This is a genomic window from Staphylococcus sp. EZ-P03 (assembly GCF_003344575.1).
GTDB classification, from domain to species: domain Bacteria; phylum Bacillota; class Bacilli; order Staphylococcales; family Staphylococcaceae; genus Staphylococcus; species Staphylococcus simulans_B.
On sequence record NZ_QPMO01000010.1, the window covers coordinates 44,894 to 69,822 of the forward strand.

Below are 24,929 nucleotides of genomic sequence, written 5' to 3' on the forward strand. Positions count from 1 at the left end.
CTACCTCGTTTCTACTTGACGTTCCTTCGCTCTTAATTGACCGCATGCGGCATCGATATCTGAGCCTTGTTCACGTCTAATTGTCGCATTAATGCCCAGGCGCTTCAATTCTTTTTCGAATTTGAAGATATCTTCTTTCGGTGTTTTAACGTAATTACGTTCCGGCACATGATTGACAGGAATCAAATTGACATGACAGTTCAATTTTTGAATTAAGTGTGCCAGTTCTCTCGCATGTTTTAATTGGTCATTTACGCCGCCGAATAAACCATATTCAAATGTAATACGACGGTTCGTCTTTTCTTGATAATAATGGATAGCTTCCATTAATTTATCGATTGAGTATGCGCGGTTGATCGGCATTAATTTAGAACGGATTTCATCATCTGCTGCGTGCAAGCTGACCGCAAAGTTGATTTGGATATCTTCTTCCGCAAAGTCATAAATCTTAGGAATAATACCTGAAGTCGATACAGTAATATGACGTGCACCGATATTTAAACCATTGTCATGATTGACAATTCTTAAGAAGTCCATCATTTCATCATAGTTTTCAAACGGTTCGCCGATACCCATAATAACAATTTGCGATACACGTTCATCTGTCGCATCTAAAGCTTTTTGTACAGTTAATACTTGAGAAACAATTTCCCCTGCTTCTAAGTTGCGTTTCAAACCGCCTAATGTTGACGCACAGAACGTACAACCGATACGGCAGCCGACTTGTGTTGTCACACATACAGAATTACCGTATTCATGACGCATTAATACTGTTTCGATTGTATAGCCGTCTTGCAGCTCAAATAAGAATTTGATGGTACCGTCACGGCTTTCTTGTTTTACTACCGTTTCTAGTGTTGTAATTGTAAAAGTATCCTTTAACAATTCACGCAAGTCTTTAGATAAGTTTGTCATTTCATCGATACTATCGACACGTTTTTCGTAGAGCCATTGAAAAATCTGCTTTGCTCTGAATTTCTGTTGGCCATGTTCCACTAACCAATCTTGCATTTCTTCATAACGCATTGAATAGATTGATTGCTTGTCAAAATCGGGAAGAAAACGATTCTTTTTCTTCTTTTGAGTAGTAATCATTACTTAATTTTCCTTTCTTCTTATCTTTGTAATAAAGAAACCATCTGAATTAAAGTCTTGCGGCAAGATTTGCAACGTCTTGACCTTCTCTCCTGTTCTAGGATGCGAGAATGGTTCAAATTCAAAGTCTTTGTTTTGTTTTAAAAATGTATAGATAACATTTTCGTTTTCCATCTGTTCTATTGTACATGTTGAATAGACAATTACGCCACCCGGTTTTACGAAATCTTTAATATTATTCATGATTTTCAGCTGTAATTCGACTAAACCGTCTACAGTATCTTTTGTCTGTGCATATTTTATTTCCGGCTTATGACGCAATACGCCTAACCCGCTGCAGGGTGCATCCACTAAAATTTTATCATATTTTTTATCATAAGGCTGTGTCGCATCGTGTTGGAAAGCATGTACATTCTTTAAACGCAGCTTCTTGATGTTATGTTCGATTAATTCAATTTTGTGTTCGTGAATATCTGTCGCATCAACCTGTCCAGTGCCTTGAAGCAATTCTGCTGTTTGGCAAGCTTTTCCGCCAGGTGCACTGCAGGCATCTAAAATCATTTCGCCTTCAGACGGTGCTAAAATTTCAGCGACGAACATCGAACTTTTATCTTGAATCGATACATAACCGTCTTTGAATGCACGGCTTTCAACAACTGGACGGCCATAGATATGCAGACAATATACAATATCGTTATCTTGCTGTACTTCATATTCTTCTTTTTCTAATCGCGCAATCGCATCTTCAACAGTTGTACGATTCGTATTGACGCGAACTGTTTGTCCCGGACGTTCAATCAAAGATTTTGCGATAGCTTCAGTTGTTTCAAGCCCATGATGTGTCACCCAGTGTTTCACAATCCATTTAGGAAGGCTGTATTCAATCGCAATACGCTGCTGATCATCTTTAATGTCTGACGGATCTGGTAATACACTGCGCATCATATTACGCAAAATACCATTTACAACTTTACTATTATGCAGGCCGCCGCGTTGTTTTGCGATTTCTACGGCTTCATTAATAATCGCATGATCTGGAATTTTATCTAGATACTTATATTGATAGATGCTCATCCATAAAAGCGTACGCATCCACCCTTTGATTCTTGTTTGTACAAACGGCTTTAAATAATAATCTAAAGTGAATTTATGTTTTAAAGTACCATACACTAATTCTGTGAATAAGCCTTTATCCGCACGGCTCATTTCGCTTTCTTTCAGTACTTCGTTAATTTTCAAATTACTGTATGCTTTGTCTTGGTTAATCGACAATAAAGTTTCAAATGCTGCTTCTCTCACTGTTTGCATTAATTTAAGACCTTCCCAACTAAGTCATCTTGATAACCGCTTAAGAAATTCGCAGTCGGCATACGTTTTTTGCCTGACAATTGAATTTCCGTCAAGGCAATCGCATCCGCTGAACCTGTTCCTACGATAATCGCTTTTTTCGTTGTTTCGATAATTTCTCCAGGTTCGCCGTTTTTGCCTTCAACAATTTTTGCCGCATATAACTTCATATTCGTATCATCTAATTTAGTATATGCTACTGGCCATGGTGATAAACCGCGGATATGGTTGTAGACTGCTTGTGCAGGCTGTGTCCAATCAATACGTTCATCTTCTCGGCTGATATTTGACGCAAAAGTAGCTTCTGCTTCATTTTGTTCAATACGGTCATTCGTTCCGTTAATAATATCCGGTAATGTTTTCGCTAATAAATCTGCACCTAAGAAGCTTAATTTATCATGCATTGAACCCACATCATCATTTGCTTCGATATCAATGGCTTGCTGCGAAATAATATCGCCGGCATCTAATTTAGGCGCCATATACATGATTGTGACACCCGTTTCTTTTTCGCCGTCGATAATCGCTTGGTGAATCGGTGCACCGCCTCTGTATTTCGGCAATAAAGAAGCATGCACATTAATCGCACCGAGTTTTGGTGCATCTAATAAAGCTTTAGGCAGAATTTGACCGAATGCAGCTGTTACAATCAAATCAGGCTCTAAATTAATCAACTTCTGCAAGTCTTCTGAAGTTGAAATCTTTTCAGGTTGATAGACTTCAATTCCATGCTCTAAAGCAACTTTTTTAACAGGCGGAGGTGTCATCACACGTTTACGTCCTACCGGTCTGTCTGGTTGTGTCACCACTGCGATAACATCCTCTTTAGCTATCAGCATTTCTAATACTTTTGTAGAGAAATCAGGTGTTCCCATAAATATAATTCTACTCATCTTCTAAATACGCCTCCAATTCTTCTTCTGTCAATTGCTTTTCTATCTTATCGGTAAATGGAATGCCTTCTAATTGATCTATAATATGCAGCAACATTCTCGCAACATCATCATAAGCTGTTAATTCTACTGTGTTGCCTTGTACATCATTGCTTTGAACGACAATCATTTTGCTTCTCTCTACTGTCCCGAAAACACCAGGAAATGAAACATCGCCTTCTAAATCTGTAATCGTTTCATCAGATTGCCGAACAATTTTCGGATTGATCAACTGTAATAAACCTTCCGCTTCCATATCTATAATGGCTGCTTGTTGTGAAACCCCGATTTGCGGTGCGCATAACGCTGACGCTTCACAATCATACAAAGTATCTTCTATATTTAATAATAACTGTTTTAAGTCACTGTCAAACTTATTTATAGTTGCTGCAGGTTGGCGCAAAATTTTACTGTTCGCAGATACAAGAGGTTTCACTGCCATTTTTATCGACTCCTTAAAAATTCATCATTCCATTATAGCGTAAATCTACCAGAAAAGCGACCATTGCTTTTCTTGACTCCAATTTCTACATTTCTGTGAAGAGGGTTCAATTTTATATGAAACGGGTATATTATTAACATTGTATAAAAATTCGATTTATACGGATAGTTTGTTGAAGGTGGTGAAGTAAAATGGATGATATCACAAGAGATCAAGCATTTATCGTTGCAGTGCTTTATAAGTACTACACAGAACATTTAAATGCAGGTATGTCACCAAAACAAGCCAACGATTTCAAAGATTCACATACGCTTCATGATGATTATTTCTGTGACAAAGACAAAGCAACTTTCCTAGACAACCTCAAAGTCCTTTTTGATAAAGACTATGTTGATGGTGAATGGGATGGTACAAAAATAAATGATGTACGTGTTTCAGAAAAAGGGTTTGACGCAGTGGATACAAATTTATTAAGTAAATAAACCACCCTTTTAAAACAAGATATCAAAACCAAAAGGAAGATTTTCAATCCAACCAGATGAAAATCTTCCTTTTTATTTTTAACTATCCAAACATTATATAATTATTTCTCAACACTCTGTTATTTGCGTGTATCGCCTTGCATCTGCGGAACTCTGCAACACAGTATTTTATCTTTAAGAAACTGCATACCGTATGGTAATAAAATGATTAAGAAAAACCAATTATACATCGCAATACGATCTGAAAAGGCTAAGAAGCCTAACAAACAAAACAAACTTCCCGTCAATAACATATAATTCATTAAGCCTGCAGTGATAATATGCGACTTATAAAGAATGAATGCCATGACAATGACGGCAGTTGTAAAAATCAAAAAGTCTAAACGATTTCCGCTGGATTCAGACAAGCTGTAATAAAGCGGCGATGTATAACGTTTGAACATCGGCAGTGTTCCGAATAATTTACGATTAATATCTGTCACAAACAACACACAAGTAAATAAATAACCTAACACTGCATATTTCACTTTAATATGCTTGTTTATAAGCAGAATCAAGACAATCAAAAAGCTCGATGAATGCAGCAAAGGAAATATAAAGATACATAAACGCTTAATGCCTTTAAAGTTGAACATGATGAGTAATAATCCAAATACAAAGGTCTGTCTGATAATGTTTGTAGACATGACTAAAAACATCGGGAAGTACGTATATATCGCTAAAGCAAATAATGATAAGTGTTTGTCTTCAAAGAAGCGGTATAATCCGATAGTAATCAGTACATTCGTTGCTAAAACAAAAACCGTAAAGGTTAAGTCAGGTACCGTATGCAGCAAGACCCATAAAATGACTGTAAACACAGGTTCAAAAATATGCACATCCAATACATGACTGAAACTTGCATGCATGACTTCTTCAAATCCGATTAAATAAGATAAATAATCAGTAGATTTAGTAATACTTTTGTTGAGCAGCTCATAAAACAAATTGCCTGTTAGTACCATATATAACAGTAATAACACACCTTTGCTTAATTGGATCCGAGAGAAATAAATGATACAAATCAGTATAATTAAAGCACTTGCGATATATATCATCAGCAAACTCCCCTGCTATATAAATTCTTGTTGCGTAATTCTTGTTGATTAAACATTTTATCTCACCTTCAAACAGCAGCGGCCTTAACGTATAAGTATATACAGCTGCTTTGATTCTTTTGTGATTAGTTTAGGCTTTATTTAAGACAACTCCTAAGATAGCTGCTTTCGTTCTTTGCAGTAATTTTTCAGCACGCTGCAACGCTTCTGCATGATTACGTTTCACGTCAACCACCATTAATACATTTTTGCTTGCTTTGGCGAATAATTGGGCATCTGGGCTTTCTTCTAGAGAAGCAGTATCAATCACTAACACATCATAACTTTCATTCAATGATTGAATCAGATTTTGTAACTTTGATGCACTGAAATATTCAGTTGAATGCTTAATCTCAGTGCCTGCTGTTAATAGTTCTAAATTGGTAATTGCTGTTGACTGAATGACCTCACTAATTTTCGATGGATGTGCTAAGTTGTCAGCCAAGCCATTATCATTTTTCACATTGAATATAGTATGTTGTGTCGGGTGATATACATTACCGTCAATCAACAACGTACGATAACCCGATTTCGCATATGCTGCCGCAAGATGTGCAGAAAGCAATGATTTTCCGGTTGCTGCACGTTCAGAAGTAATCACAACAGATTTCAAGTCATCATTCATCGCAAGATTAGCTTGAATTTGATTCACTTGTTGGAAGAACGCTGTTCGCTCCTCTGCTTTTACTGTTTTGAAATCTATACCAAGTATCTGATTTTGTTGATTTACTTCATGATGTTTACTGCTTTTAACTTTCTTGATTGCGCCTAATACAGGTAGTTTTAAATACCAATCGGCTGTACTTTCATTTTTGACTCTTTTGTCTAAAAGGAATACTAATAAGATAACAATCGTTTCTGCGATTGCACCAAAGATGAAGCAGTATACAGCAGCTTTTAAAGGTTTCGGTGAAACTTTCGCTGCATCTGATGCATTAGTTAAAACAGAAACTTTATCAATGTTCATATATAAATCCGCATGATTGCTGAAAACACGTGCGGTAGTATTCGCAATTGCAACCGCATCTTTTTGGTGCTTGCTTACGACGTTGATATTAATCAACTCTGACCCCGCTTGGTTATTTACATTAATCATACCAGCTAGCGTTTTGGCTGAATATTTGTGATCTAGTTCTTTTGAAACTTCATCTAAAATTTTTGATGTTTTAATGACTTCTGTATAAGTTTTAACGAGCTGGCTGTTAGATTGCTGCTGCTGATCTAAGATTTGCTTAATAGTTTTCGTCTGATTGACCAGTACTTGCGATGTAGCTGAATATTTAGGCTGAATCAAGAATGTACTGACTCCCCATCCTAAAACAGCAAATATAATCGGAACTATCAGCAATAATTTATAATACTTTTTCAGCATTGCGAATAGACTTGCGATATCAATATTCTTTTCCATGATGTCCTCCAAAGATGTTTTCGAATTATTTTATATTGTACATCATATATTATAGTGTATGTGTCACACTTTTTGTATGTTTATTTCAGCTTAAACAGGCTGACAATAATGAGATGCACCTGCGCAAATCACTTTACACAGATGCATCTGAATATATTTTTAAAATTTATACTTATTATTTTTTAAACCGTCTGCGTTGCCACACTCTTACTTTTCTGATTTGATACTTTAAGTTTTCGAATCCAGTAACGAGTAAAAAAGTAGGTCGATTGATTTTTTTGTCTCTATATAAACTTCTGAAGACAAACAAGACACCTTCATGCATTTTTCTTAAGTTAGCTGTTAAACCACTTTCACCAAAGTCCTCTTTGTAAGAGAAACACATCACTTTATTAATGAAGACACCTTTTTGGTGATCGCCTAGTATTTCACCCCATAACATCAAATCTTCTACATAACGCATTCTATGTTTGAATGCATATTGTCCATCGTTTTTCATCATGACTGAACGTACCGGGATTATATTTTTGAGTAAAATCGGAATAAGATGCAATCGTTTAATACTGAAATGTGTTTCATCACTTGGCACATAACCTTCAAATTGTGCAGATTGATGTGCACTGAAATAGGCATCTGTTGTTTCCATAACTTTCAGTTGTACTTCTAACTTTTCTTTCGTCCATGAATCATCTGAATCTAAAAATGCGATATAGTCACCAGATGCAATAGATAATGCATTATTTCTAGCGTTGCCGCATCCTACATTTTCTTTTAACGAAACAACTTTCACTAATTCTATTTTGCTTAATTCAGCTAATTTATTATCATCTTCAGGAGTATTGCTGAAGTCGTTGACAATAATAATTTCTTTAGGTTGAACCGTTTGTTCTAAAACTGAGTTGACTGCTCTTTCAATTGTTTCACTCGACTTGAAATACGGAATGACGACTGAAACTGTTTTATGGTTTGTATTCATTATTTTAAATACCTGTAAGCATCTATCTTTTTATCCTGCCATATCCTTTCTGAGTTGTTCATTAAGTAAGCTTTAAATTCTTCGTCTTTAATTTTGTTGTAACATTTTTCAATACAAAAGATACGTTTATTATTGTTGTGGGCATCACTGCCGATGAAATGAAACTTTTTATGTTTAATCATATATTTCGCAGTCTTTTTAACATCACGGCCATAATCCCCTAAAATAGATGCCGCATTCATTTGAAGCAGACATCCCATTTCTACCAGCTGATCAAGCATTTTCGGATTATTTCTGATTTGTGCATTACGCTCAGGATGAGCAATAACCGGCACAAAACCTTTATCGACCAATGAAATTAAAATGTCTTTGATAAAATACGGATAATTGTCAAAAGGCAATTCCACTAAGTAATACAGACTGCCATTGCCGAGATTCAAAAGTTTATCATTATCCCAATGGATATAAAACTTTTCATCCAAATGGATTTCTTGCCCGCCTTTGACTGTGATATCAATCCCTGCTTCTGCTAAGCGTGTATTGAGTATCTCCACCTTTTCCAGGATTTCATGTTTATCAGATTCGAAGACATTCGTTTTATAATGCGGCGTAGTAATAATTTTTCTAATACCGATAGAATATGCATATTCTGCCATTTCTATCGCTTCTTCCAGGCTTTTAGGCCCGTCATCTATAGACCAAACGATATGATCATGTATATCAATCATGAAGAACGCTCCCTTCTTAATATTCCATTGAGGACAATCAGCAAGTATTTATTTCTTAATATCAAGTTACACACTAAATAAAGCATAATACCTGTCATGATTTCAATGAATGTCGTAATAACCGGATGGTGCAGATAATGTGCAACCAGCATAATACTTAAGTACATAACTGCTGAAGCACATAGTGCTTTGATGATATTTCGATAGTCTAATACAATGTTTAATTTTCTAATATCAATCCAGCGCCAAATCAAAATCATCAGCTCTGCCACTATTCTTGCTAAACCTATGCCATACAGCCCGAAGGGCAGCACCAGCACAATGGAACAAATAATATTTAAAATACCGCCTGCAATCAGTGATAAATTATATGATTTCACCATATTTTGCGAAAGCAAGTATTGTCGACTGATCATCATATTCAACGGAATAATCAGCAACAAGATTGATAACACTGTCATTAAAGGTACAGATTCATAGAAGGCTTTGCCAAAAAACCATTGATAAAAATCAGGCATAATTGCGATAATGCCGAACACCATAGGAATCGTCAGCATTAATTGAATATGCATGTTGTTCTCTAGAATCCGCTGAATTGAATGGTTATGTTCACGTGTAATTCTTGTCAATCTCGGTATCATCACTAAATCAATCGTATTAATTAAAATAATCGCTACTGTTAAAATATTAAAGGTATTCGCAAATATCCCTACATCTTTATACGACATCATCAAACCTATAATCAGACAGTTAATACTGGTAAAGAGATTCAGTTGGCCATTTGGCAAAAAGTAGGCAAATGATGTTTTCAAAATCGTCCAAACTTCTTGCCAATCGATTGTAATAAAGCTGATCTCTTTAAATACATTGAAATAGAGCGGAATTTGATTGAATACTGTAATCGCCGCAATAACAAATACATAAAGCGCCATATCCGATTGGTCATGGACAAATCCGACTACCACAATTAATACAAGCATCGACATAAGCATATTGATGATACTTGGCAATTTAAATCTCTCCATACCTGCGTAATACCAAGAAATATCAAAGAATGAACCGACAATGAAGACGCCTTGCAAGTAAAAGATCAAGCGGTACTCTGTTATAAAACAATGAATCGTGATGATATACAGCAATAATACAACAACAGACAAAATGGCTTTACTCATAAAAATATTCCAAAATGTCTTGGATAATTGTGTTTTGCTTTCATCATTTTCTGCAATCAAGCGGTTAAAGTAGAGTTGAATGCCTAATCCAGAAAACATCAAAAAGTACTGTACGATAGTAAATGAAAATGAAGTAACACCTACACCGCTCGGACCAAAAGCTCTGGAAATAATCGGAATCGTGATAATAGGTGTAATGATGCGGATAATTTGATACAAACCTTGGAAAATCAAGTTTTCCTTCAAAGAATTTTTATTCATCCGCATCACCTCTTACCTTGTCTTTCAACGCAGCGTACGCTGTTAATAATCCTATCGCAATGGCCACAAAACGTGAGTTGTTCAATGAAATAGTAAAACTGTAAATAATAATGGCTAAGTATGAAACAAACAGACAGCTGAATACTTCAAAAGGTCGTGTTCTGAAAATACGAATCAGTATCGAAGCTATAAAGCAAAAGAATGCACCTGAGAAGATGATTCCCCACTCGCCTACAATCTGAATATAAGTATTATGTGCTACCTCTCCCACATGGTTGATGGTCAACCCGACATGAGAATAATCAAATAAGCCGACACCGAATCCTAAAGTATATTTAATGATTTCCAAACCATTCTCCCATACTGCCAAACGGTTCGATCCGCTGTCATCAATCGCAGATGTACCAGAGAATACAGTCATCATACGTTCAACCGAAGGAATTTGCTTAAATATTTCAAAGTTAATAACTTTAAAATTCATAAAGATAAAGACAAAAAAGATGAAGATTGCAGCAATGACCGCAATATTAAGATAGCTTTTAATAGTAATATTACTGAACTTGATAAGGAATAATGCCACACTGATAATTATCATAATAATCAATGCTGTTTTAGAACCGGATGAGAAAATCGCACAAACAGCTGTCAACACTGCTAAAGCTCTCCATGCATTATTCTTAATCAGATTGACACTTAAACATAAGGCCACCATTTGCGTTAAGGCAAAATAGTTCGGATCATTCATTAAACCTTGTGCACGAATGTCATCAAAGAAGAAGTATTTTACAATGAAGGCTTGCTGCGTCAAACTGCCTAAAATACATATCCATCCAATAACTGCACTGGAAATAATATATGCTTTAAAAAATGAAGGTATTTCATTTTTGAATTTCACCAGATTGTATCCGAGTATAAAATACGTAAAGGTAACACTGATTTTAATCACAGAAGCTAAAATTTCTTTCATCGTCAATGTCATATAACTATCTAAAAACAAAATCCCTATTGTGACACAGAATCGATAACAAATTAACAAGACAAAGAATAAAATAAAACTTTTGCCTCGCATTAATTTACGGTAATGCCGCCAGATATGAATACAAAGCAAAATCAAGACAACATCTGATAATGAAGCATTAAAACTGGCTACTAATGTAGATTGCTGTATAAAGACAGCCAAGCAAATCAGCAATATTTTGAGGTAACGATCTTGATTAATGACTTGGTTCATAAATACGTTCCAACTTTTTCATCATCTTATTTTCCGTAAATTCTGCTTCATATTTTTTATACGAAGCACGCGCTTTACTTTGAATAGTTTCTGTATCTAAAAATGATTGCATAGCTTGTGCTAATTCATAAGGCGTATTTTGATCTAATAATATTCCGTTATCCTCTACAAGTTGGCTGATGCCGCCTACATTGCTCGCAATAATCGGTAATCCTTCTGACATTGCTTCAATAATACTGATCGGCAAACCTTCATGTTTGCTCATTAAAATAAAGACATGATATTGATGCAAAGTTGCTCTGACGTGATCGACATTGCCTTTAAAGGTGATGATGTCATTTAGGCCGAGTGAAGCGGCTAAAGCAATATTTTCTTTGAATGTACCGCCGTCTCCGATAAAAGTCATATTAAACGACTGGTCGGTAGAATCTTTTAACAATTTGACCGCTTCAATCACTGCTTGATGCATCTTCGGATATGCAAAACGTGCCACCATTACAAATTCAACAGGTTTTTGCGGTTTTGTTTGTATCGCTGCTAAAACATTATCTTTCGGCTGTGCAACACTATTATGAATCGTACAAAGTTTGTCTTTGTCAAAATGGTTCAGAATTGCTAATTTTCTATCATAATCAGAAACACAAATGACTTTGTCTGTAGATTTCAATAAGTACTTTTCAATCAATTTAAAAGCCACTCTTTTCAGAGGGTTCACACCTTCTGTAAATGCCCAGCTGTGTGCTGTAAATAATACTTTCGTGTGCGTAGTGTGTGCATAACGTTGTGCTAATCTGCCTAATGCGCCTGCTTTTGAGGAATGCAAATGCAGAATATCAGGCTGAATCAGTGCAATCAGGCTTTCAAGTTCCTTTACACCGAAAATATCTTCTTTAAATAAAATCGGTCCTTTTAAATGTTCTAATTGAATCACTTGTACTTTGTTATTGAATGCATTCAGCATCGGACCTTTACTTCCAACTGCCACAATTACCTCATGCTTATGAGAGAAATAGTTCGCAAGTTGAATGAGATGCGTTTGTGCACCTCCAATATCTGCTTTCGTAATCACATACATTATTTTCATGATGTTCTCCTACTAATATTTATAGTAACCCTGTTCTTGATGTACGCGTTTTAATCTATTCAACACAACGCCAAAGATAAAGATATTCAATTTATCTAATTTTTGTTTCGCTTCAATTACATCTTCTTTAGAAGTAGATTGGCTGTTGATTACAAGTATTGTCTGATCCGCAAGTGTACCGATAATCAGACTGTCAGTAACTGGCAATACCGGCGGTGTATCAATTACCACAAAGTCATATTCTTTTTTCACTTTATTGATGATTGCTTCAAATCGTTTGGTGTCTAGCAATTCAGCCGGGTTTGGCGGGATTGTCCCAGAAGGCAATACACTTAAATTACTTTCATCATCAGTAATAATTGTTTCTTCAAGTTCGTTGCGTCCGCCGATTACATTTGATAACCCATGGTTATTCGGTACATTGAAGTATTTATGAATCGAAGGTTTTCGCAAATCTGCGTCAATCACAAGCACTTTATATTCAGACTCAGCTAATGATTGTGCAAGTTGACTTGAAATAAAGGTCTTGCCTTCATCCGGTTTTGAAGAGGTAATCATTATGATATTATCTTCTGTACTATTGCGAGAGAATGTTAAATTCGTACGCAGTACTTTAATTTGTTCTTTAATCATGTCATCAGAACTATGTGCATAAACTTTATTATCGTTACTCATCGTTTTTTACCACCTACATCGCTGATTTTCCCTACTACTGGCAGATGCAGTAATGCCTCTACTTTTGCTTCATTATCTATTTTGTTATCCAACATTTTTCTAGAGAAGATAACTATCATAGATAAGAACAATCCAAAGACAATACCAAGCACTGTATTAAACAAAACATTTGGACTTGTAGGTTGGACGACTTGTTCGTATTTTGCTTTAGATAACACAAATAAGTTGTCTACACCCATAACTTGTTTGATTTTGCCTTTAGAAGTTTCTGCTAATGCATTTGCGAGTTTTACCGCATTACGAGGACTTTCGTTTTTAACGATAATTTTAATTAATTGAGAGTTTTCTTCTGATTTCACAGCAATATCACTATTTTCAACTGTTATACCTTGTTTTTTCAGTAATTGTACTGCACTATCTTTCACCTCATCTGATCCAATCAGCTGAGAATATGTTTTGATTAATTGAATGTTCGTTTGAACCTCAGTGGGATTACTGTATAAATTACCTCTATCATTTTTACTTTGCTTAATAATCACCTGAGAGGTAGCTGTATACTGCGGTGTTATTAAAAATTGTGTAATAAGAAAGCTGATAAACCCAAATAACACCATAGCACTCAAGATCATAATCAAGTTGCTTTTTATTATTTGAATTAAGCCTTTCAAATCTAAATTTTTATTCATGATGTCTCCTACCTATTGCGTTTTATCATATTAAATAGTAATGATTATGACATGCACTACTTAATACATTCGTTATTATAACACAATCCTTATTTGAAAAAGTAAAATATAGCCATTAGTTATTTCTATTTATTAATTTTGTATGTATTAAACTTATATTATCTAGACAAGGGTATCAGAAATAAATAGTCAGCATATAAAAGAGCAACCAAGCCTTAAAAAAGACTGGTTGCCTGCAATGTGTATTTACAATTAATGACTTACATTATCTGAAGTTAAGACACCTTTAATAGTTTTATATAAAATAAACATATCTAATACAAAAGATTGGTTTTCAACGTAAAATTTATCATACTGTACTTTCTGATCATCAGTAATATTATCTCTGCCCATTACTTGTGCCAACCCAGTTATTCCTGGTTTTACTGTATGAACATTGACTTTTGTTCTTTTTTCAATTAATTCATACTGATTAAACAGAGCTGGTCTTGGCCCCACAACTGACATATCTCCTTTAAGAATATTAAAAAGTTGCGGAAGTTCATCTATTGATGTTCTTCTAATAAATTTACCTGTCTTAGTTATAAAAACTGTAGCCTCAATTTTATCTGTTGCTAAATCCGGTGTATCAATTCTCATGGAACGGAATTTATAGATATTAAAAATTTTGTTGTTAATACCTGGTCGTTTTTGTTTGAAAATCACTGGTCCTTTAGATTCTGCTTTGATTAATATAGATGTAATAATTAGGACAGGAGATAAAACAACAATTCCTAAAAAAGAACTTACATAATCAAATAGCTTTTTCACTTTACTTTTCCCCTCTATACTCTTTAATTTCAAGTTCAATACCCTCATCAAAACTTTCAGGATTATATCCAAAATCTTTTTGTGCAGCAATATGAGTAAAATCTTTGTCTTCTTTCATTCTTAAAATTTGTTCCTCATTTAAAGGAAATCTAGGAATTATCTTTTCGGCAAATAGAACGCCATAGTATGAAAGAAATATAGGAACTTTTATCAATTTAATGTTTTTATCGAGTTTTTCAGCTATCGTTTTTATCAAGTTTTTGTACTTGATTGGATATCTACCTGATAAATTATAGTTTTTGTTGACTGTTATATCCTTGTTTTCAATCACGCTTAAATATGCTTTAGCCAAATCACGTCCGGATACTGGTTGCATTAAATTGTTTCCGTTACCAAAAATTGGAAAGATTGGATATTTATCAATAAACTTAATAAGTCTGTACATATTTCTATCTCTCACTGATCCATAAATCATAGTAGGTCTTAGTATAGTCATATTAATTTTATCTCTATGTTTCAAAAGATTGTCTTCTATTTCAATATATTCAGCAGAAGCTGATTTAAACTTTGAGTAACGACCTGTTGTATGAACAGCAATTACCCAATCTACCTTATTTTTAATTGCTGATTTAAAAATGTTCCTACTCATTTGAATACCTGCAATATGTAATACAGTATCGATGTTTTGTGTAATTTGATTTACAAACTCCTCGTCTTGTAAATCTCCCACATGTTGAATAATATTCAAGTTTGTTAAATCAGAAAATTCATTTTTGGTGTGCTTTCTTGTTACGACATGTACTTCATCATATTTTGCAGGTTTATCATTCAAACTTTCAAGGAACAATTTACCTGAATGTCCAGTTGCACCTGTTACTAATAAATTCATCTATTGCACCTCCTATCGCTTTGTACATTGTTTAAATATATCAAGTTGCTTGTTAACTACTTTATTTTCGTCATAAAGTGCTTTTGCTCTTTCTAATCCATTATTTTTCATTTCATCAAGCAAAGCTTTATCGTTTGCTAATTCACTAATATATGTAGCGATAGATTTACTAGAATTAACTGGGAATAAGTAGCCAGTTTCCCCATGAATTACTTCTTCTCTAGAACCACGAATGTTAGTAGCCAAAACTGCATTTTTCATTGCCATAGCTTCAATAATAGAACGCGGCATTCCCTCACGATAAGAAGGCAGACAGAAAATATCGCTCATAAATAAATGTTCATTGACATTAGTAATTTGACCTGTAAAAATAATATTTTCATTACTTTCATACTTTTGAATTAACTCGTACGTCTCAATATCTCTTTCGCCTTGGGGTAGACTACCTATGATTACAAACTTTACGTTTTTTATATTCAAATTATTATAAGCTTCCAATAAATCAATTATTCCTTTTTCTTTGACTAAGCGTCCAATAAAAGAAACAACTAAATCATCTTTTTTAATTCCATATTGTTCTCTCAATTTAGTGTCTTGTTCATCACTAAAGTTATCAACATTAAACTTCTCATCAAGATCGATACCATTACTTATATGTACATAGTTCGACTTGTTTTTTAAAAATTGATTGTTTTTTGCTACTTCATAATCTTCCAAACTTTGGGTGAAAATATAATCAGTAAAATATCTTCCAATATATTTTTCAATATTAAAGAATAACCTGTACTTATTTTTTGACATACCCTCATGAAAGTAAAAGCCATGAGCTGAATAAATTATAGTTGGCACCTTAGCGATTTTTGCTGCAATTCTACCTAAAACCGCAGCAACTGGTGTATGGACATGAACAATATCAGGTTTAATAACTTTAAAAGCTTTAACCATCATCATAATTGATTTTAAATTGCTTATTGGATCGATTTTTCTATCTATCTTAATATCATGAAATGCAAATCCATTATTCTTAATTTCTTGTTCATAAGGGCCTTTTGAACATATACAATGAACCTCATAGCCAGCATCTTTAGAACCTTTGTTTAGAGGCGTTAAAAAGTTATTCATTGTCATATCAATTGCTGTGACCTGAGCTATTTTCAAGTTTCTACCTCCTCTTTTAAATATTTACTATTAATATTAGATAAATCTAATTTTTTTCCGTAGAAATACTCTAACTCTAATGGATATAAAACCATATTCCCACCGGTAGGGAAAAATGTAATTTCTCCAAAATAAATATTATTTTCATTTGTTAAAAAATCAACTCTGCAAAATGGAAAGGGAGATGCTAAATCTTCAGCAATACTTATCATTTCATTTAATCTTTTACTAAAAACATAATTAGTATCATCAAAAGTCGCCCTTTTTACATACGTATGCATAGGATTGAAATTAATATCATAAAGATTAAATTTAGAGTTTATATTTTGATTACCACTAGCATCATTAATACCTTTAGCAATAGCAAAGTATTCAACGTTCCCATCAATGACAAAAAACTTATAGTCCTCATATATTGTCATATCTAAAAGTGGTTCTATAAGAATTCTAGGTTTTACATGTTTATAATTCCATTCTCTTGATCGGTTATAATAGTTAACCTTTTTACCATGTTCAAATAATTTTGCTGTTTTTTTATAATCTGTCTGCCCTTTAATTACAATTTGATTTATCCCTGAAGCGTGTGTACTTTTCCAAAAGGTTTTTTCTGGTAATGAGTCTATATCAATATCATCAGTATTATCATAAACACCAATTATTTCTCCTAAAATGTCACCATAACCTTTGTTTTCAACATAATTTCTAACTTCAAATTTATCTGTACATTTTGTCATTAAAGGGTTTCTATACATATACTTAATCCATAATATCTTTTCACAAAGCATTTTAGGATTGTCTAAATCAACATTTAAACCCGTTTTCTGTTTTATGTTCTTTTTTAAAAAATCCTTATCAGATAACCTGCTATAATATTTCATTCTCAAATAACTGAGAAACTCATATAATTTCTTTGTAGAACCACTATTCAGCTTTTTTTTCATTTTATTTTTAAGATTAACTAACATGTTACAGTCTCCAAATGCTTTGGTTATCTTTTAATTCATCTGCTTGAACAATACCTTTTATATCAAAAACAATACCGTTATCTGAAAGTAAATCAAGATACTCATCTTTATTTTCAAGATAGTCTCTATGAGGCACAGCAAAAATTAATGCATCCGTCTTCGGTAATTTTTCTTTAGAAACTAAATCAATATCATATAAGACTTTAGCAGTGTCATTATCTGCTTCAACATCATTCACATTAATTTTAAGACCATAGTCTTCTAATTCTCTAACAATATCAATAACTTTCGTATTTCTTAAATCAGGACAATTCTCTTTGAATGTAAGTCCTAATAAATTTATAGAAGCATCTTGAACGTTGATACCTTTTTTTATTAGTTCTTTGATGATGTTAGATGCAACATGTTTTGACATATTGTCATTGATTCTTCTGCCTGCAAGAATAATTTCGGGATGGTGTCCTAATTCTTGTGCTTTATGAGTTAAGTAGTATGGATCAACTCCAATACAGTGTCCACCTACTAACCCAGGCTTAAAGTTTAAGAAATTCCATTTAGTACCTGATGCCGCCAGCACAGCGTTTGTATCAATACCAACTTTATCAAAGATAACCGCAAATTCATTCATTAATGCGATATTAACGTCACGTTGCGTATTTTCAATAACTTTTGCTGCTTCCGCAACTTTAATAGAAGATGCTTTATGAATACCTGCTTTAACAACTGATCCATAGACATCAGCCACAATATTTAACACTTCAGGTGTTTGGCCAGAAACAACTTTAGTAATTGTTTCAAACGTATGTTCTTTATCTCCTGGATTAATACGTTCAGGTGAATAACCAACAAAGAAATCTTCTCCAGCTTTTAAACCTGAATTGTTTTCAAGCACTGGTACACATTCTTCTTCAGTAGCACCAGGGTACACCGTAGATTCGAAGACGACAATTGTACCTTTTTTCAATGCTTTACCTACAGTTTTGCTAGCGCTGATTAATGGTGTTAAATCAGGTTGATTGTGCTTATTAATTGGAGTTGGTACTGCTACAATAATAAAATCAGCTTTACTTAAAGTATCAATACTATCTGTAAACTCTACATCAGATACTTTTAAATCTTCAGTTGTTACTTCATTGGTTCTATCGTGATTGTCCTTTAATTCTTTAATTCTTGTAGGATTAATATCAAAACCTATTACAGAATTCTTTTTGCCAAATGCTACCGCTACCGGTAAACCCACATATCCTAATCCAACAACTGCTATCTTTCTATCCAAAACAATTCCCCATTTCTATTTCTCTATGTTATTTATGGTGAACCTAGTTTTTCCACCTGCTGTTTTCGGTATTTCATCGAAGTAATAATATTTAAATTTAGTAGTATTTCCAAACCTTATTTTTAGCTGTTCAGTTAAAACTTTCTCTAAATCTTTCCTATTAGTTTCTTCCTCTACAACTAAATTAACAATAATTTCATTCAATTTATTTTGTATAAACTGAGATTGAATAATTTTAGTGCCTGCCGCACGTACAGCAGTAGACATGTTTACATTAGTTACAATCCCACGTTCATTAGAATTCAGAAAATCATTGTTTCTACCAATAATTCTTTTTATTTTAATATCTTTTTGATTGTAGTTTACATCTAAAGGTTCGGAAAGTTCAATAGAATCTCCGATTTTATATCTGATTAATGGTGTTGTAGTCGTATAAAAACCAGTAACAACCAACTCGTAAATATTATCTTTAATATGTTCTAACTCAAAGACACCAGTTTCTGGATTGATTTCCAGTTCGCCATGTGTATTCTCAGTTATAAACGGTGCACCCTCAGATGAAGCGTACTGATTTCTTACCGGACAATTGAATGCACGTTCAATGTCTGATTTCATTTCATCAGTTAAAGCTTCCGCAGTTGGAAAAATAGCAATAGGTTTAAATCTAAGACGTATTTCATTACTATTTATATATTGAGCAATTCGATGAAGTACTGTCGTATAGCCATCTAAAGTTTCAGGTTTGAATTTGTTTAATTTTTCAACGTAATACTTTAGATTTTCACCATCCGCATGATAAGCAGATATCATCAATTGATTTAAAGGTTTATTAAACCTCCAAAACACTTTTTTCTTCTGATTATTCGGAATTAAGATTTTACCGCCGACGCTTACTCTTCGCATTCCTTTGTATACACCATGCTGTTCTTTAAAATAATCCAAATATGCAATTTTTCTAGACATATCAATAGGATGCGTATAGTATTCCAAGCTTTTACCTGTTGATCCGCCAGTTTGCATCGGAATAAGTTTTTCTTTACGAGTGACCATAGTATCGATATTTTTTCTAATTGTTTCTTTATCCATTATTGGTATTTTCTTAAGGTCTTCTACTGTGAATTCTTTATCAAATTCTGGTAATACTTCCTTGAAATATTGACTATTATTTCGAACATAATTATAGAAATCATTCAGTCTTTCTTGTTGCAATGCAAATTTATCATCAGCATTTCGCAACACTTCTAACTCTTCATAATAAGCCTTTGTATATCTTTGTTTAATAAATTGTTTTCCTTTTACAGATACCATAAGGTTTTGAAACCAAATTGGTGAATGATTATATATATATTCTAACATTGCAATCTTCCCTTATTTAATAGAGTAGTAATCTAAATACCAATCGATAAACTTATTTACACCATCTTGAATCGTTGTTTCTGGTTTGAAATTTATATCTCTGAATAAATCATCTACATTTGCATAAGTTTCTGGAACATCGCCAGGTTGTAAATCCATATAATTTTTCTTAGCTGTTTTATTTAGTTTGTTTTCGATTGCTTCAACAAATTCCATTAATCTTACTGGGCTGTTGTTACCAATGTTATAAATTTTGTATGGTGCATAGGATGAGCTTGGATCTGGATGCGCTCCACTCCAATCTGGATTTGGTTGAGCAGGTTTTTTAACTAGTCGACTAATTGCTTCAACAATATCATCTACATAAGTAAAATCTCTCATCATATTACCGTGGTTGTAGACATCTATAGTTTCATCATTAACAATTGCTTTTGTAAATTTAAATAGAGCCATATCTGGTCTGCCCCATGGACCATATACTGTGAAGAATCTTAATCCTGTTGTTGGTAAATTATATAAATGGCTATATGTGTGCGCCATTAGCTCATTGGATTTCTTAGTTGCGGCATATAAACTTAGAGGATGATCTATGTTGTCTGAAGTTGAGAATGGCTTAGAAGTATTTGCTCCATAAACAGAACTAGATGAAGCATAAATTAAATGTTTAACGTCATAGTGTCTGCAACATTCAAGAATGTTCACAAACCCTACTATATTAGAATCAATGTAAGCTCTTGGGTTTTCTAAACTATATCTTACGCCTGCTTGTGCTGCTAAATTCACAACGACATCAGGATGCTGTTCTTTGAAAACATCTTCTAACTTGTCTGCATCTTCCAAAGTCACTTTATAGAATGTAAAGTTATCTGTACCGATTGATTTCAGTCTATCCTCTTTTAACTTAGGATCATAATAATCATTGATGTTATCCACACCTATAATTTCGTGACCTTGACTAATTAATTTTTTCGCAAGATGTGAACCGATAAAACCTGCTGCACCTGTAATTAATACTTTCATTTTTTAGCCTCCAATTTTTGATTATAATATTGCTTATATTGATTAACTATTACTTCAATAGAATAATTGTCACTAATTCTTTTGTATGCATTATAAGATTTAACTTTCATCTCCTCTTGGTGAGTATAAATATAATTTAAAGTTTCTGTTAGCGAATCAATATTAGATTTTATCTTAAAACCAGTATCGCCGATTATTTTATAGCTCTCACCAGCATCTGTAGTAACAACTGGAACACCTATTGACATTGCTTCACCAATTACATTTGGAAATCCTTCACTCCTAGAAGTAAGTATTAAAGCATTAATTTCTTGATAAAGCTCATACGTATCTTTAATTTCTCCAAGCCATTTGAATTTATGTTTGTTTTCCTCATCGATTAAATGTTTAAACTTCTTAAACTCCATGCCTTTTCCAGCAATCAACAATAAAACCTTTTTACCTCTAGCAAACTTGTTAAAGCCAGAAATTAATAAATCTTGGTTTTTAATTCTATGGCATCTTCCAACATATCCAAAAGTAAGTGGAAGATTACAGTCAGGTGAATTATAATCATATGATCTTTTTTGAAAACCATTAGGGATAATAATATAATTTTTAAATGAAACTCCAATATTTTCAAACTCTTTATAAGCAGAGTTTGATACAAAAATCGTTCCATCTGAATATCCTAAATATCTTTTTTCGATTAAACTTTTTATACAGTTATACTTTTTATTGACACCGTGCCTGATGTTTAAAAAAACCAACGAGTCTTTATTGAAAAATTTTATAATTGGCGCAAAGAAATTTGACTTCATCCAAGTTTGAATTACATTAGGCTTTAACTGTCTTACTATTTTATTCAAAATAAAAATACTTTTTATTTTATCTATAATACCATTTGATAAATCAATTGGTATTATTTTCACCCTGTTGCTAATTGAATAATGCTGTTCCGTTTTTAATAGTGTAACTATAATATGTTCATTGTCGGTATCATAATTGACTAAATTTGATAACATTCGCTCTGCACCACCACTTTCTAAGCTGGTAATGACATGTACAATACGCATTATTTCACCCTCTCAAATTAAGCTTTTTTGTTTTTATTAAAATATAAAATATAACCATTTGAATTCCTAATGACAAAATTATTTTCACAAATAGACTGACAAACATATTATTGAAGTGAATAAAGAAAATTGGAATGGTTCCAATGATCATTACTATTAACACACTCCCTATTTTGTTAGGTAAGAATTTCAACGGAAGTTTTTGAGCAATTAACTTGTATAATAGTATATTAGAAGCAAGAAAAGCTATCACCCCAGATATCGCTGCACTTATTAGACCTAATCTCGGTAGTAAAATCAGATTTAACACTATGTTAATAACTACAGCAATAGCTGCGGGAATAAATATTATTTTTGTGTTTTCCATCATTTGTATCGCTTGTCCATATACGAAAGAATTAATACCATGTATGAATGTTAATGTAACAATCATTATTAGAATAAGTGCTGTTGTATCATATCCAAATTTGCCAAAAATTTTAGCTAAATCCGGTGAAACTGCAAAAAACATTCCAACAAATGGTATTGAAATTAAATACAAGAACATAACATACTTATTAAAGCTTTTAATTCTTTCTTCTATTGATGTAATCTTCAAGATTCTTGGCAATGATGCCATACCTAAAGCTCCCATTACCATGTATAGAGAATTATGTACAAAATCATAAACTAAAGAATAGTCACCTGTTTTAGTAACTCCTAATTGATATGTAATCATATACTTATCAATATTTTGAAGTAGTACTCCCAATGCAAATGAAACAGTTAACGGAAGACCATAAACCATAAATACTTTCAATAAATTTCGATTTATTTTAAAGTTTACTTTATCGTTGAAAAAACAAAAAAAGTATAAGTTAGATAGAATTAGGCCTGCTAAGAAACTGATAAATGCTTCATTCAATGTGATCTTTTTAGAAATCAGCCAAGTCGCAGCTAAAACCAATACATAAATTATATTTTTGATTAGATTTCCATTTAAAATGGTCTTTGGCATTATTTTGACTCTAAAATAATTATTTAAAAACTCATTTACTATAAAGCTCATTAGGATAATAAGTATTAAAAATGAAGAAAGAATATTCAATTTAAGACTTATCATTATTGTCATTGCAATAATAGATAGTAATGCAATGATTAGAAACTGTACTGAAATTGCAGTGTTCATTACCCCATTTTGCTCATTGTAGTACCTTAGCATTCCAGATCGTACCCATTGAGATGTTACAATATTTACAAGCCCAACAGTAAGAATGGTAACACTGAAAAAACCATAATCTTTTGGATTCATATTAGTTAAATACAAAAAAAGTACTGCAAAACTCAAAATTGCGGGCAAACCTTTAGAAAGCAAATAGTAAAAACTATCTTTAATCATTTTTCACTACTCCATTACTAGATAAAATAACTAAACTGAAAATTGCAATGCCAAATGTATGATAATATGATATGAAAAATTGCCCGAATAATGCCGAAATGATTACGACAAAAAATGGTAGAAGAAGTATATATCTGTCTATGCTTCTTATATTACCTAACATAGAGTTGCTCAATATTCTTACCAAAAGTAAGGCCACCAATAATAAGCCTATTACTCCCCATATTGAAACAACTTCTAAAAGAATATTATGAGTTGCTTGGTCAATTAAATAATCATATTTTGCATATTTTTCAACATAATTTTGCATTCCAGTTCCAAACAAAAGTAACCATCCATTGCTCATTAATATGCTTATATAAATTGAATAAATAGTAAACCTTGATCCACTTATATCGTCTGATTCAAATATCCGATTCGTTAAAGACATATATAATTCTGTATTAGTAATTAATATTACTGCAAATATTGTAAGAACTACTCCAAATACAAAAACCGGAAAGACTCTTCCGCTTCTAATACTAAACCATAAATACATTACCAAAATTAAAATCATTACCAATAAAAACGATCTAGAAAGCGTTAATAGTCCAACAATAGAAAACACAGTTATAATGGATATCCTTAATAGATTCAATTTTATAATTCTAAAATAGTTTAGCGTCAAAATTGAAGAAATGATAAACGCACAATATTTGCCTACTGTATTAGGATTAATTATCAATCCTTCTAATCCTTCTTCTTTTTTATAAGGGACAAAACCGAAACGCTTTATTTCTGTAAAGAAAGTGCTTATATTGTATTTAAACATATAGATACCTGTTGTAATTAATATAAACCCTAAAACACCTGCAATTAAAAAATTTAATGTTGCAGTAACATTGATATTTTTTGCTAATGTCTTTATAAAGCCAAACAAAAGCAAGCATGCTGAAAAACCTAATAATTTGATAATACTTTCATCCAAGCCTAAGTTAACATTTATAAAAACATGTATGCTTTCGAATAGAATTAGAAGTGATATTATGATGAAATTTTTATTTGCGTCTAATTTACCTCTAAAATGAATAATAATAAAAATTAGAAAAAGAACGTTTGTTAAATATAAAACCATTCCACTAGACAATGGTATTAAGAACAAATATAGTCCCATTAAGTGGCTAGTGCTTACTAATAAAAATGCAGTAATACATAGGATACCAAATACCACTGTTGGAATCGGACTTACTACCTCACTTATAAATTGCAATATAAATATAAGGAATAGGTTAATGTAAAATAAAGTTTTTTTCATATCTTTCCTTTCCTTTTCATTATGTATTACTTTAAATGAAATCGATCAACCTCTGCATATCTTTTTCATAAAG

General features: G+C 32.8%; 24 protein-coding genes. 1 reads left to right on the forward strand and 23 read right to left on the reverse strand.

All coding sequences use genetic code 11. The features are described 5' to 3' along the window. From rlmN to DVJ99_RS05970, 4 genes are read right to left on the reverse strand one after another with little or no spacing between them, the layout of a single operon-like run. Positions 1-1,095, reverse strand: a complete 1,095-nt coding sequence (rlmN, locus tag DVJ99_RS05955; protein WP_105993014.1) for a dual-specificity RNA methyltransferase RlmN — start codon at positions 1,093-1,095, stop codon at positions 1-3. A 3-nt stretch (positions 1,096-1,098) separates the two neighbouring features. Further along, complete coding sequence (rsmB, locus tag DVJ99_RS05960) at positions 1,099-2,403, reverse strand: 16S rRNA (cytosine(967)-C(5))-methyltransferase RsmB (RefSeq protein WP_114603530.1); 1,305 nt, start codon at positions 2,401-2,403, stop codon at positions 1,099-1,101. Next, positions 2,403-3,335: a methionyl-tRNA formyltransferase gene (fmt, locus tag DVJ99_RS05965; RefSeq protein ID WP_114603531.1), complete on the reverse strand. Its 933-nt coding sequence runs from the start codon at positions 3,333-3,335 to the stop codon at positions 2,403-2,405. Before fmt ends, rsmB begins: the two co-directional genes overlap by 1 nt. Next, complete coding sequence (locus DVJ99_RS05970) at positions 3,328-3,816, reverse strand: peptide deformylase (protein ID WP_114603532.1); 489 nt, start codon at positions 3,814-3,816, stop codon at positions 3,328-3,330. The genes fmt and DVJ99_RS05970 overlap by 8 nt, the downstream gene beginning before the upstream one ends. 191 nt (positions 3,817-4,007) lie before the next feature. Between DVJ99_RS05970 and DVJ99_RS05975 the strand changes: the two genes are divergently transcribed. After that, positions 4,008-4,298 (forward strand): hypothetical protein, encoded by a 291-nt coding sequence (locus tag DVJ99_RS05975; RefSeq protein ID WP_114603533.1) that lies wholly within the window; start codon positions 4,008-4,010, stop codon positions 4,296-4,298. A 119-nt stretch (positions 4,299-4,417) separates the two neighbouring features. Here the strand turns inward: DVJ99_RS05975 and DVJ99_RS05980 are convergent, their stop codons facing one another. The 19 genes from DVJ99_RS05980 to DVJ99_RS06070 all read right to left on the reverse strand — a co-directional run bounded on the left by DVJ99_RS05980 (position 4,418) and on the right by DVJ99_RS06070 (position 24,856). Then, positions 4,418-5,395, reverse strand: coding sequence for an EpsG family protein (locus DVJ99_RS05980; RefSeq protein ID WP_114603534.1), 978 nt, complete (start codon positions 5,393-5,395; stop codon positions 4,418-4,420). 130 nt (positions 5,396-5,525) lie between these two features. Further along, positions 5,526-6,842: a tyrosine-protein kinase domain-containing protein gene (locus DVJ99_RS05985; RefSeq protein WP_114603535.1), complete on the reverse strand. Its 1,317-nt coding sequence runs from the start codon at positions 6,840-6,842 to the stop codon at positions 5,526-5,528. A gap of 175 nt (positions 6,843-7,017) precedes the next feature. Then, positions 7,018-7,818 carry a glycosyltransferase family 2 protein gene (locus DVJ99_RS05990; RefSeq protein ID WP_114603536.1) on the reverse strand — a complete coding sequence of 267 codons (801 nt, stop codon included), beginning with the start codon at positions 7,816-7,818 and terminating at the stop codon, positions 7,018-7,020. After that, the gene (locus tag DVJ99_RS05995) at positions 7,818-8,546 is read right to left on the reverse strand and encodes a tyrosine-protein phosphatase (protein ID WP_114603537.1); all 729 of its coding nucleotides are present in this window, start codon (positions 8,544-8,546) and stop codon (positions 7,818-7,820) included. Before DVJ99_RS05995 ends, DVJ99_RS05990 begins: the two co-directional genes overlap by 1 nt. Beyond that, positions 8,543-9,979, reverse strand: a complete 1,437-nt coding sequence (locus DVJ99_RS06000) for a lipopolysaccharide biosynthesis protein (RefSeq protein WP_114603538.1) — start codon at positions 9,977-9,979, stop codon at positions 8,543-8,545. Before DVJ99_RS06000 ends, DVJ99_RS05995 begins: the two co-directional genes overlap by 4 nt. After that, the gene (locus DVJ99_RS06005) at positions 9,972-11,210 is read right to left on the reverse strand and encodes an O-antigen ligase family protein (RefSeq protein WP_114603539.1); all 1,239 of its coding nucleotides are present in this window, start codon (positions 11,208-11,210) and stop codon (positions 9,972-9,974) included. Before DVJ99_RS06005 ends, DVJ99_RS06000 begins: the two co-directional genes overlap by 8 nt. Further along, positions 11,194-12,294, reverse strand: a complete 1,101-nt coding sequence (locus DVJ99_RS06010; protein WP_114603540.1) for a glycosyltransferase family 4 protein — start codon at positions 12,292-12,294, stop codon at positions 11,194-11,196. Before DVJ99_RS06010 ends, DVJ99_RS06005 begins: the two co-directional genes overlap by 17 nt. 12 nt (positions 12,295-12,306) lie before the next feature. Continuing rightward, complete coding sequence (locus DVJ99_RS06015; protein WP_114603541.1) at positions 12,307-12,969, reverse strand: CpsD/CapB family tyrosine-protein kinase; 663 nt, start codon at positions 12,967-12,969, stop codon at positions 12,307-12,309. Continuing rightward, positions 12,966-13,655 (reverse strand): YveK family protein, encoded by a 690-nt coding sequence (locus DVJ99_RS06020; protein WP_114603542.1) that lies wholly within the window; start codon positions 13,653-13,655, stop codon positions 12,966-12,968. The genes DVJ99_RS06015 and DVJ99_RS06020 overlap by 4 nt, the downstream gene beginning before the upstream one ends. Positions 13,656-13,907: 252 nt before the next feature. Further along, a complete protein-coding gene (locus DVJ99_RS06025) occupies positions 13,908-14,465 on the reverse strand; it encodes a sugar transferase (RefSeq protein ID WP_114603543.1) in 558 nt (185 codons plus the stop codon). Position 14,466: 1 nt separating this feature from the next. Further along, entirely contained in the window at positions 14,467-15,354 is an 888-nt protein-coding gene (locus DVJ99_RS06030; RefSeq protein WP_114603544.1) for an NAD-dependent epimerase/dehydratase family protein, read from the reverse strand. A gap of 12 nt (positions 15,355-15,366) precedes the next feature. After that, positions 15,367-16,512 carry a glycosyltransferase family 4 protein gene (locus tag DVJ99_RS06035; protein WP_114603545.1) on the reverse strand — a complete coding sequence of 382 codons (1,146 nt, stop codon included), beginning with the start codon at positions 16,510-16,512 and terminating at the stop codon, positions 15,367-15,369. Continuing rightward, positions 16,509-17,477 (reverse strand): ATP-grasp fold amidoligase family protein, encoded by a 969-nt coding sequence (locus DVJ99_RS06040; RefSeq protein ID WP_114603546.1) that lies wholly within the window; start codon positions 17,475-17,477, stop codon positions 16,509-16,511. Before DVJ99_RS06040 ends, DVJ99_RS06035 begins: the two co-directional genes overlap by 4 nt. 1 nt (position 17,478) lies before the next feature. Continuing rightward, positions 17,479-18,753 carry a nucleotide sugar dehydrogenase gene (locus tag DVJ99_RS06045; protein WP_114603547.1) on the reverse strand — a complete coding sequence of 425 codons (1,275 nt, stop codon included), beginning with the start codon at positions 18,751-18,753 and terminating at the stop codon, positions 17,479-17,481. A 15-nt stretch (positions 18,754-18,768) separates the two neighbouring features. Next, positions 18,769-20,109: a phenylacetate--CoA ligase family protein gene (locus DVJ99_RS06050; RefSeq protein ID WP_114603548.1), complete on the reverse strand. Its 1,341-nt coding sequence runs from the start codon at positions 20,107-20,109 to the stop codon at positions 18,769-18,771. 12 nt (positions 20,110-20,121) lie between these two features. Continuing rightward, the gene (locus DVJ99_RS06055; RefSeq protein WP_114603549.1) at positions 20,122-21,129 is read right to left on the reverse strand and encodes an NAD-dependent epimerase; all 1,008 of its coding nucleotides are present in this window, start codon (positions 21,127-21,129) and stop codon (positions 20,122-20,124) included. After that, positions 21,126-22,184, reverse strand: a complete 1,059-nt coding sequence (locus DVJ99_RS06060; protein WP_114603550.1) for a glycosyltransferase — start codon at positions 22,182-22,184, stop codon at positions 21,126-21,128. Before DVJ99_RS06060 ends, DVJ99_RS06055 begins: the two co-directional genes overlap by 4 nt. 4 nt (positions 22,185-22,188) lie before the next feature. Continuing rightward, on the reverse strand, positions 22,189-23,562 hold the full coding sequence (locus tag DVJ99_RS06065) for an oligosaccharide flippase family protein (protein WP_114603551.1): 1,374 nt from the start codon (positions 23,560-23,562) through the stop codon (positions 22,189-22,191). Next, positions 23,555-24,856 carry an O-antigen ligase family protein gene (locus DVJ99_RS06070; RefSeq protein ID WP_114603552.1) on the reverse strand — a complete coding sequence of 434 codons (1,302 nt, stop codon included), beginning with the start codon at positions 24,854-24,856 and terminating at the stop codon, positions 23,555-23,557. Before DVJ99_RS06070 ends, DVJ99_RS06065 begins: the two co-directional genes overlap by 8 nt. Positions 24,857-24,929 lie beyond the last annotated feature (73 nt).

What these genes read in the sequence shown, in the direction of transcription:
- rlmN (WP_105993014.1), bottom strand. Translation starts at nt 1,095, where the DNA reads ATGATTACTACTCAAAAGAAGAAAAAGAATCGTTTTCTTCCCGATTTT.
- rsmB (WP_114603530.1), bottom strand. Translation starts at nt 2,403, where the DNA reads ATGCAAACAGTGAGAGAAGCAGCATTTGAAACTTTATTGTCGATTAAC.
- fmt (WP_114603531.1), bottom strand. Translation starts at nt 3,335, where the DNA reads ATGAGTAGAATTATATTTATGGGAACACCTGATTTCTCTACAAAAGTA.
- DVJ99_RS05970 (WP_114603532.1), bottom strand. Translation starts at nt 3,816, where the DNA reads ATGGCAGTGAAACCTCTTGTATCTGCGAACAGTAAAATTTTGCGCCAA.
- DVJ99_RS05975 (WP_114603533.1), top strand. Translation starts at nt 4,008, where the DNA reads ATGGATGATATCACAAGAGATCAAGCATTTATCGTTGCAGTGCTTTAT.
- DVJ99_RS05980 (WP_114603534.1), bottom strand. Translation starts at nt 5,395, where the DNA reads ATGATATATATCGCAAGTGCTTTAATTATACTGATTTGTATCATTTAT.
- DVJ99_RS05985 (WP_114603535.1), bottom strand. Translation starts at nt 6,842, where the DNA reads ATGGAAAAGAATATTGATATCGCAAGTCTATTCGCAATGCTGAAAAAG.
- DVJ99_RS05990 (WP_114603536.1), bottom strand. Translation starts at nt 7,818, where the DNA reads ATGAATACAAACCATAAAACAGTTTCAGTCGTCATTCCGTATTTCAAG.
- DVJ99_RS05995 (WP_114603537.1), bottom strand. Translation starts at nt 8,546, where the DNA reads ATGATTGATATACATGATCATATCGTTTGGTCTATAGATGACGGGCCT.
- DVJ99_RS06000 (WP_114603538.1), bottom strand. Translation starts at nt 9,979, where the DNA reads ATGAATAAAAATTCTTTGAAGGAAAACTTGATTTTCCAAGGTTTGTAT.
- DVJ99_RS06005 (WP_114603539.1), bottom strand. Translation starts at nt 11,210, where the DNA reads ATGAACCAAGTCATTAATCAAGATCGTTACCTCAAAATATTGCTGATT.
- DVJ99_RS06010 (WP_114603540.1), bottom strand. Translation starts at nt 12,294, where the DNA reads ATGAAAATAATGTATGTGATTACGAAAGCAGATATTGGAGGTGCACAA.
- DVJ99_RS06015 (WP_114603541.1), bottom strand. Translation starts at nt 12,969, where the DNA reads ATGAGTAACGATAATAAAGTTTATGCACATAGTTCTGATGACATGATT.
- DVJ99_RS06020 (WP_114603542.1), bottom strand. Translation starts at nt 13,655, where the DNA reads ATGAATAAAAATTTAGATTTGAAAGGCTTAATTCAAATAATAAAAAGC.
- DVJ99_RS06030 (WP_114603544.1), bottom strand. Translation starts at nt 15,354, where the DNA reads ATGAATTTATTAGTAACAGGTGCAACTGGACATTCAGGTAAATTGTTC.
- DVJ99_RS06040 (WP_114603546.1), bottom strand. Translation starts at nt 17,477, where the DNA reads ATGTTAGTTAATCTTAAAAATAAAATGAAAAAAAAGCTGAATAGTGGT.
- DVJ99_RS06050 (WP_114603548.1), bottom strand. Translation starts at nt 20,109, where the DNA reads ATGTTAGAATATATATATAATCATTCACCAATTTGGTTTCAAAACCTT.
- DVJ99_RS06055 (WP_114603549.1), bottom strand. Translation starts at nt 21,129, where the DNA reads ATGAAAGTATTAATTACAGGTGCAGCAGGTTTTATCGGTTCACATCTT.
- DVJ99_RS06060 (WP_114603550.1), bottom strand. Translation starts at nt 22,184, where the DNA reads ATGCGTATTGTACATGTCATTACCAGCTTAGAAAGTGGTGGTGCAGAG.
- DVJ99_RS06065 (WP_114603551.1), bottom strand. Translation starts at nt 23,562, where the DNA reads ATGATTAAAGATAGTTTTTACTATTTGCTTTCTAAAGGTTTGCCCGCA.
- DVJ99_RS06070 (WP_114603552.1), bottom strand. Translation starts at nt 24,856, where the DNA reads ATGAAAAAAACTTTATTTTACATTAACCTATTCCTTATATTTATATTG.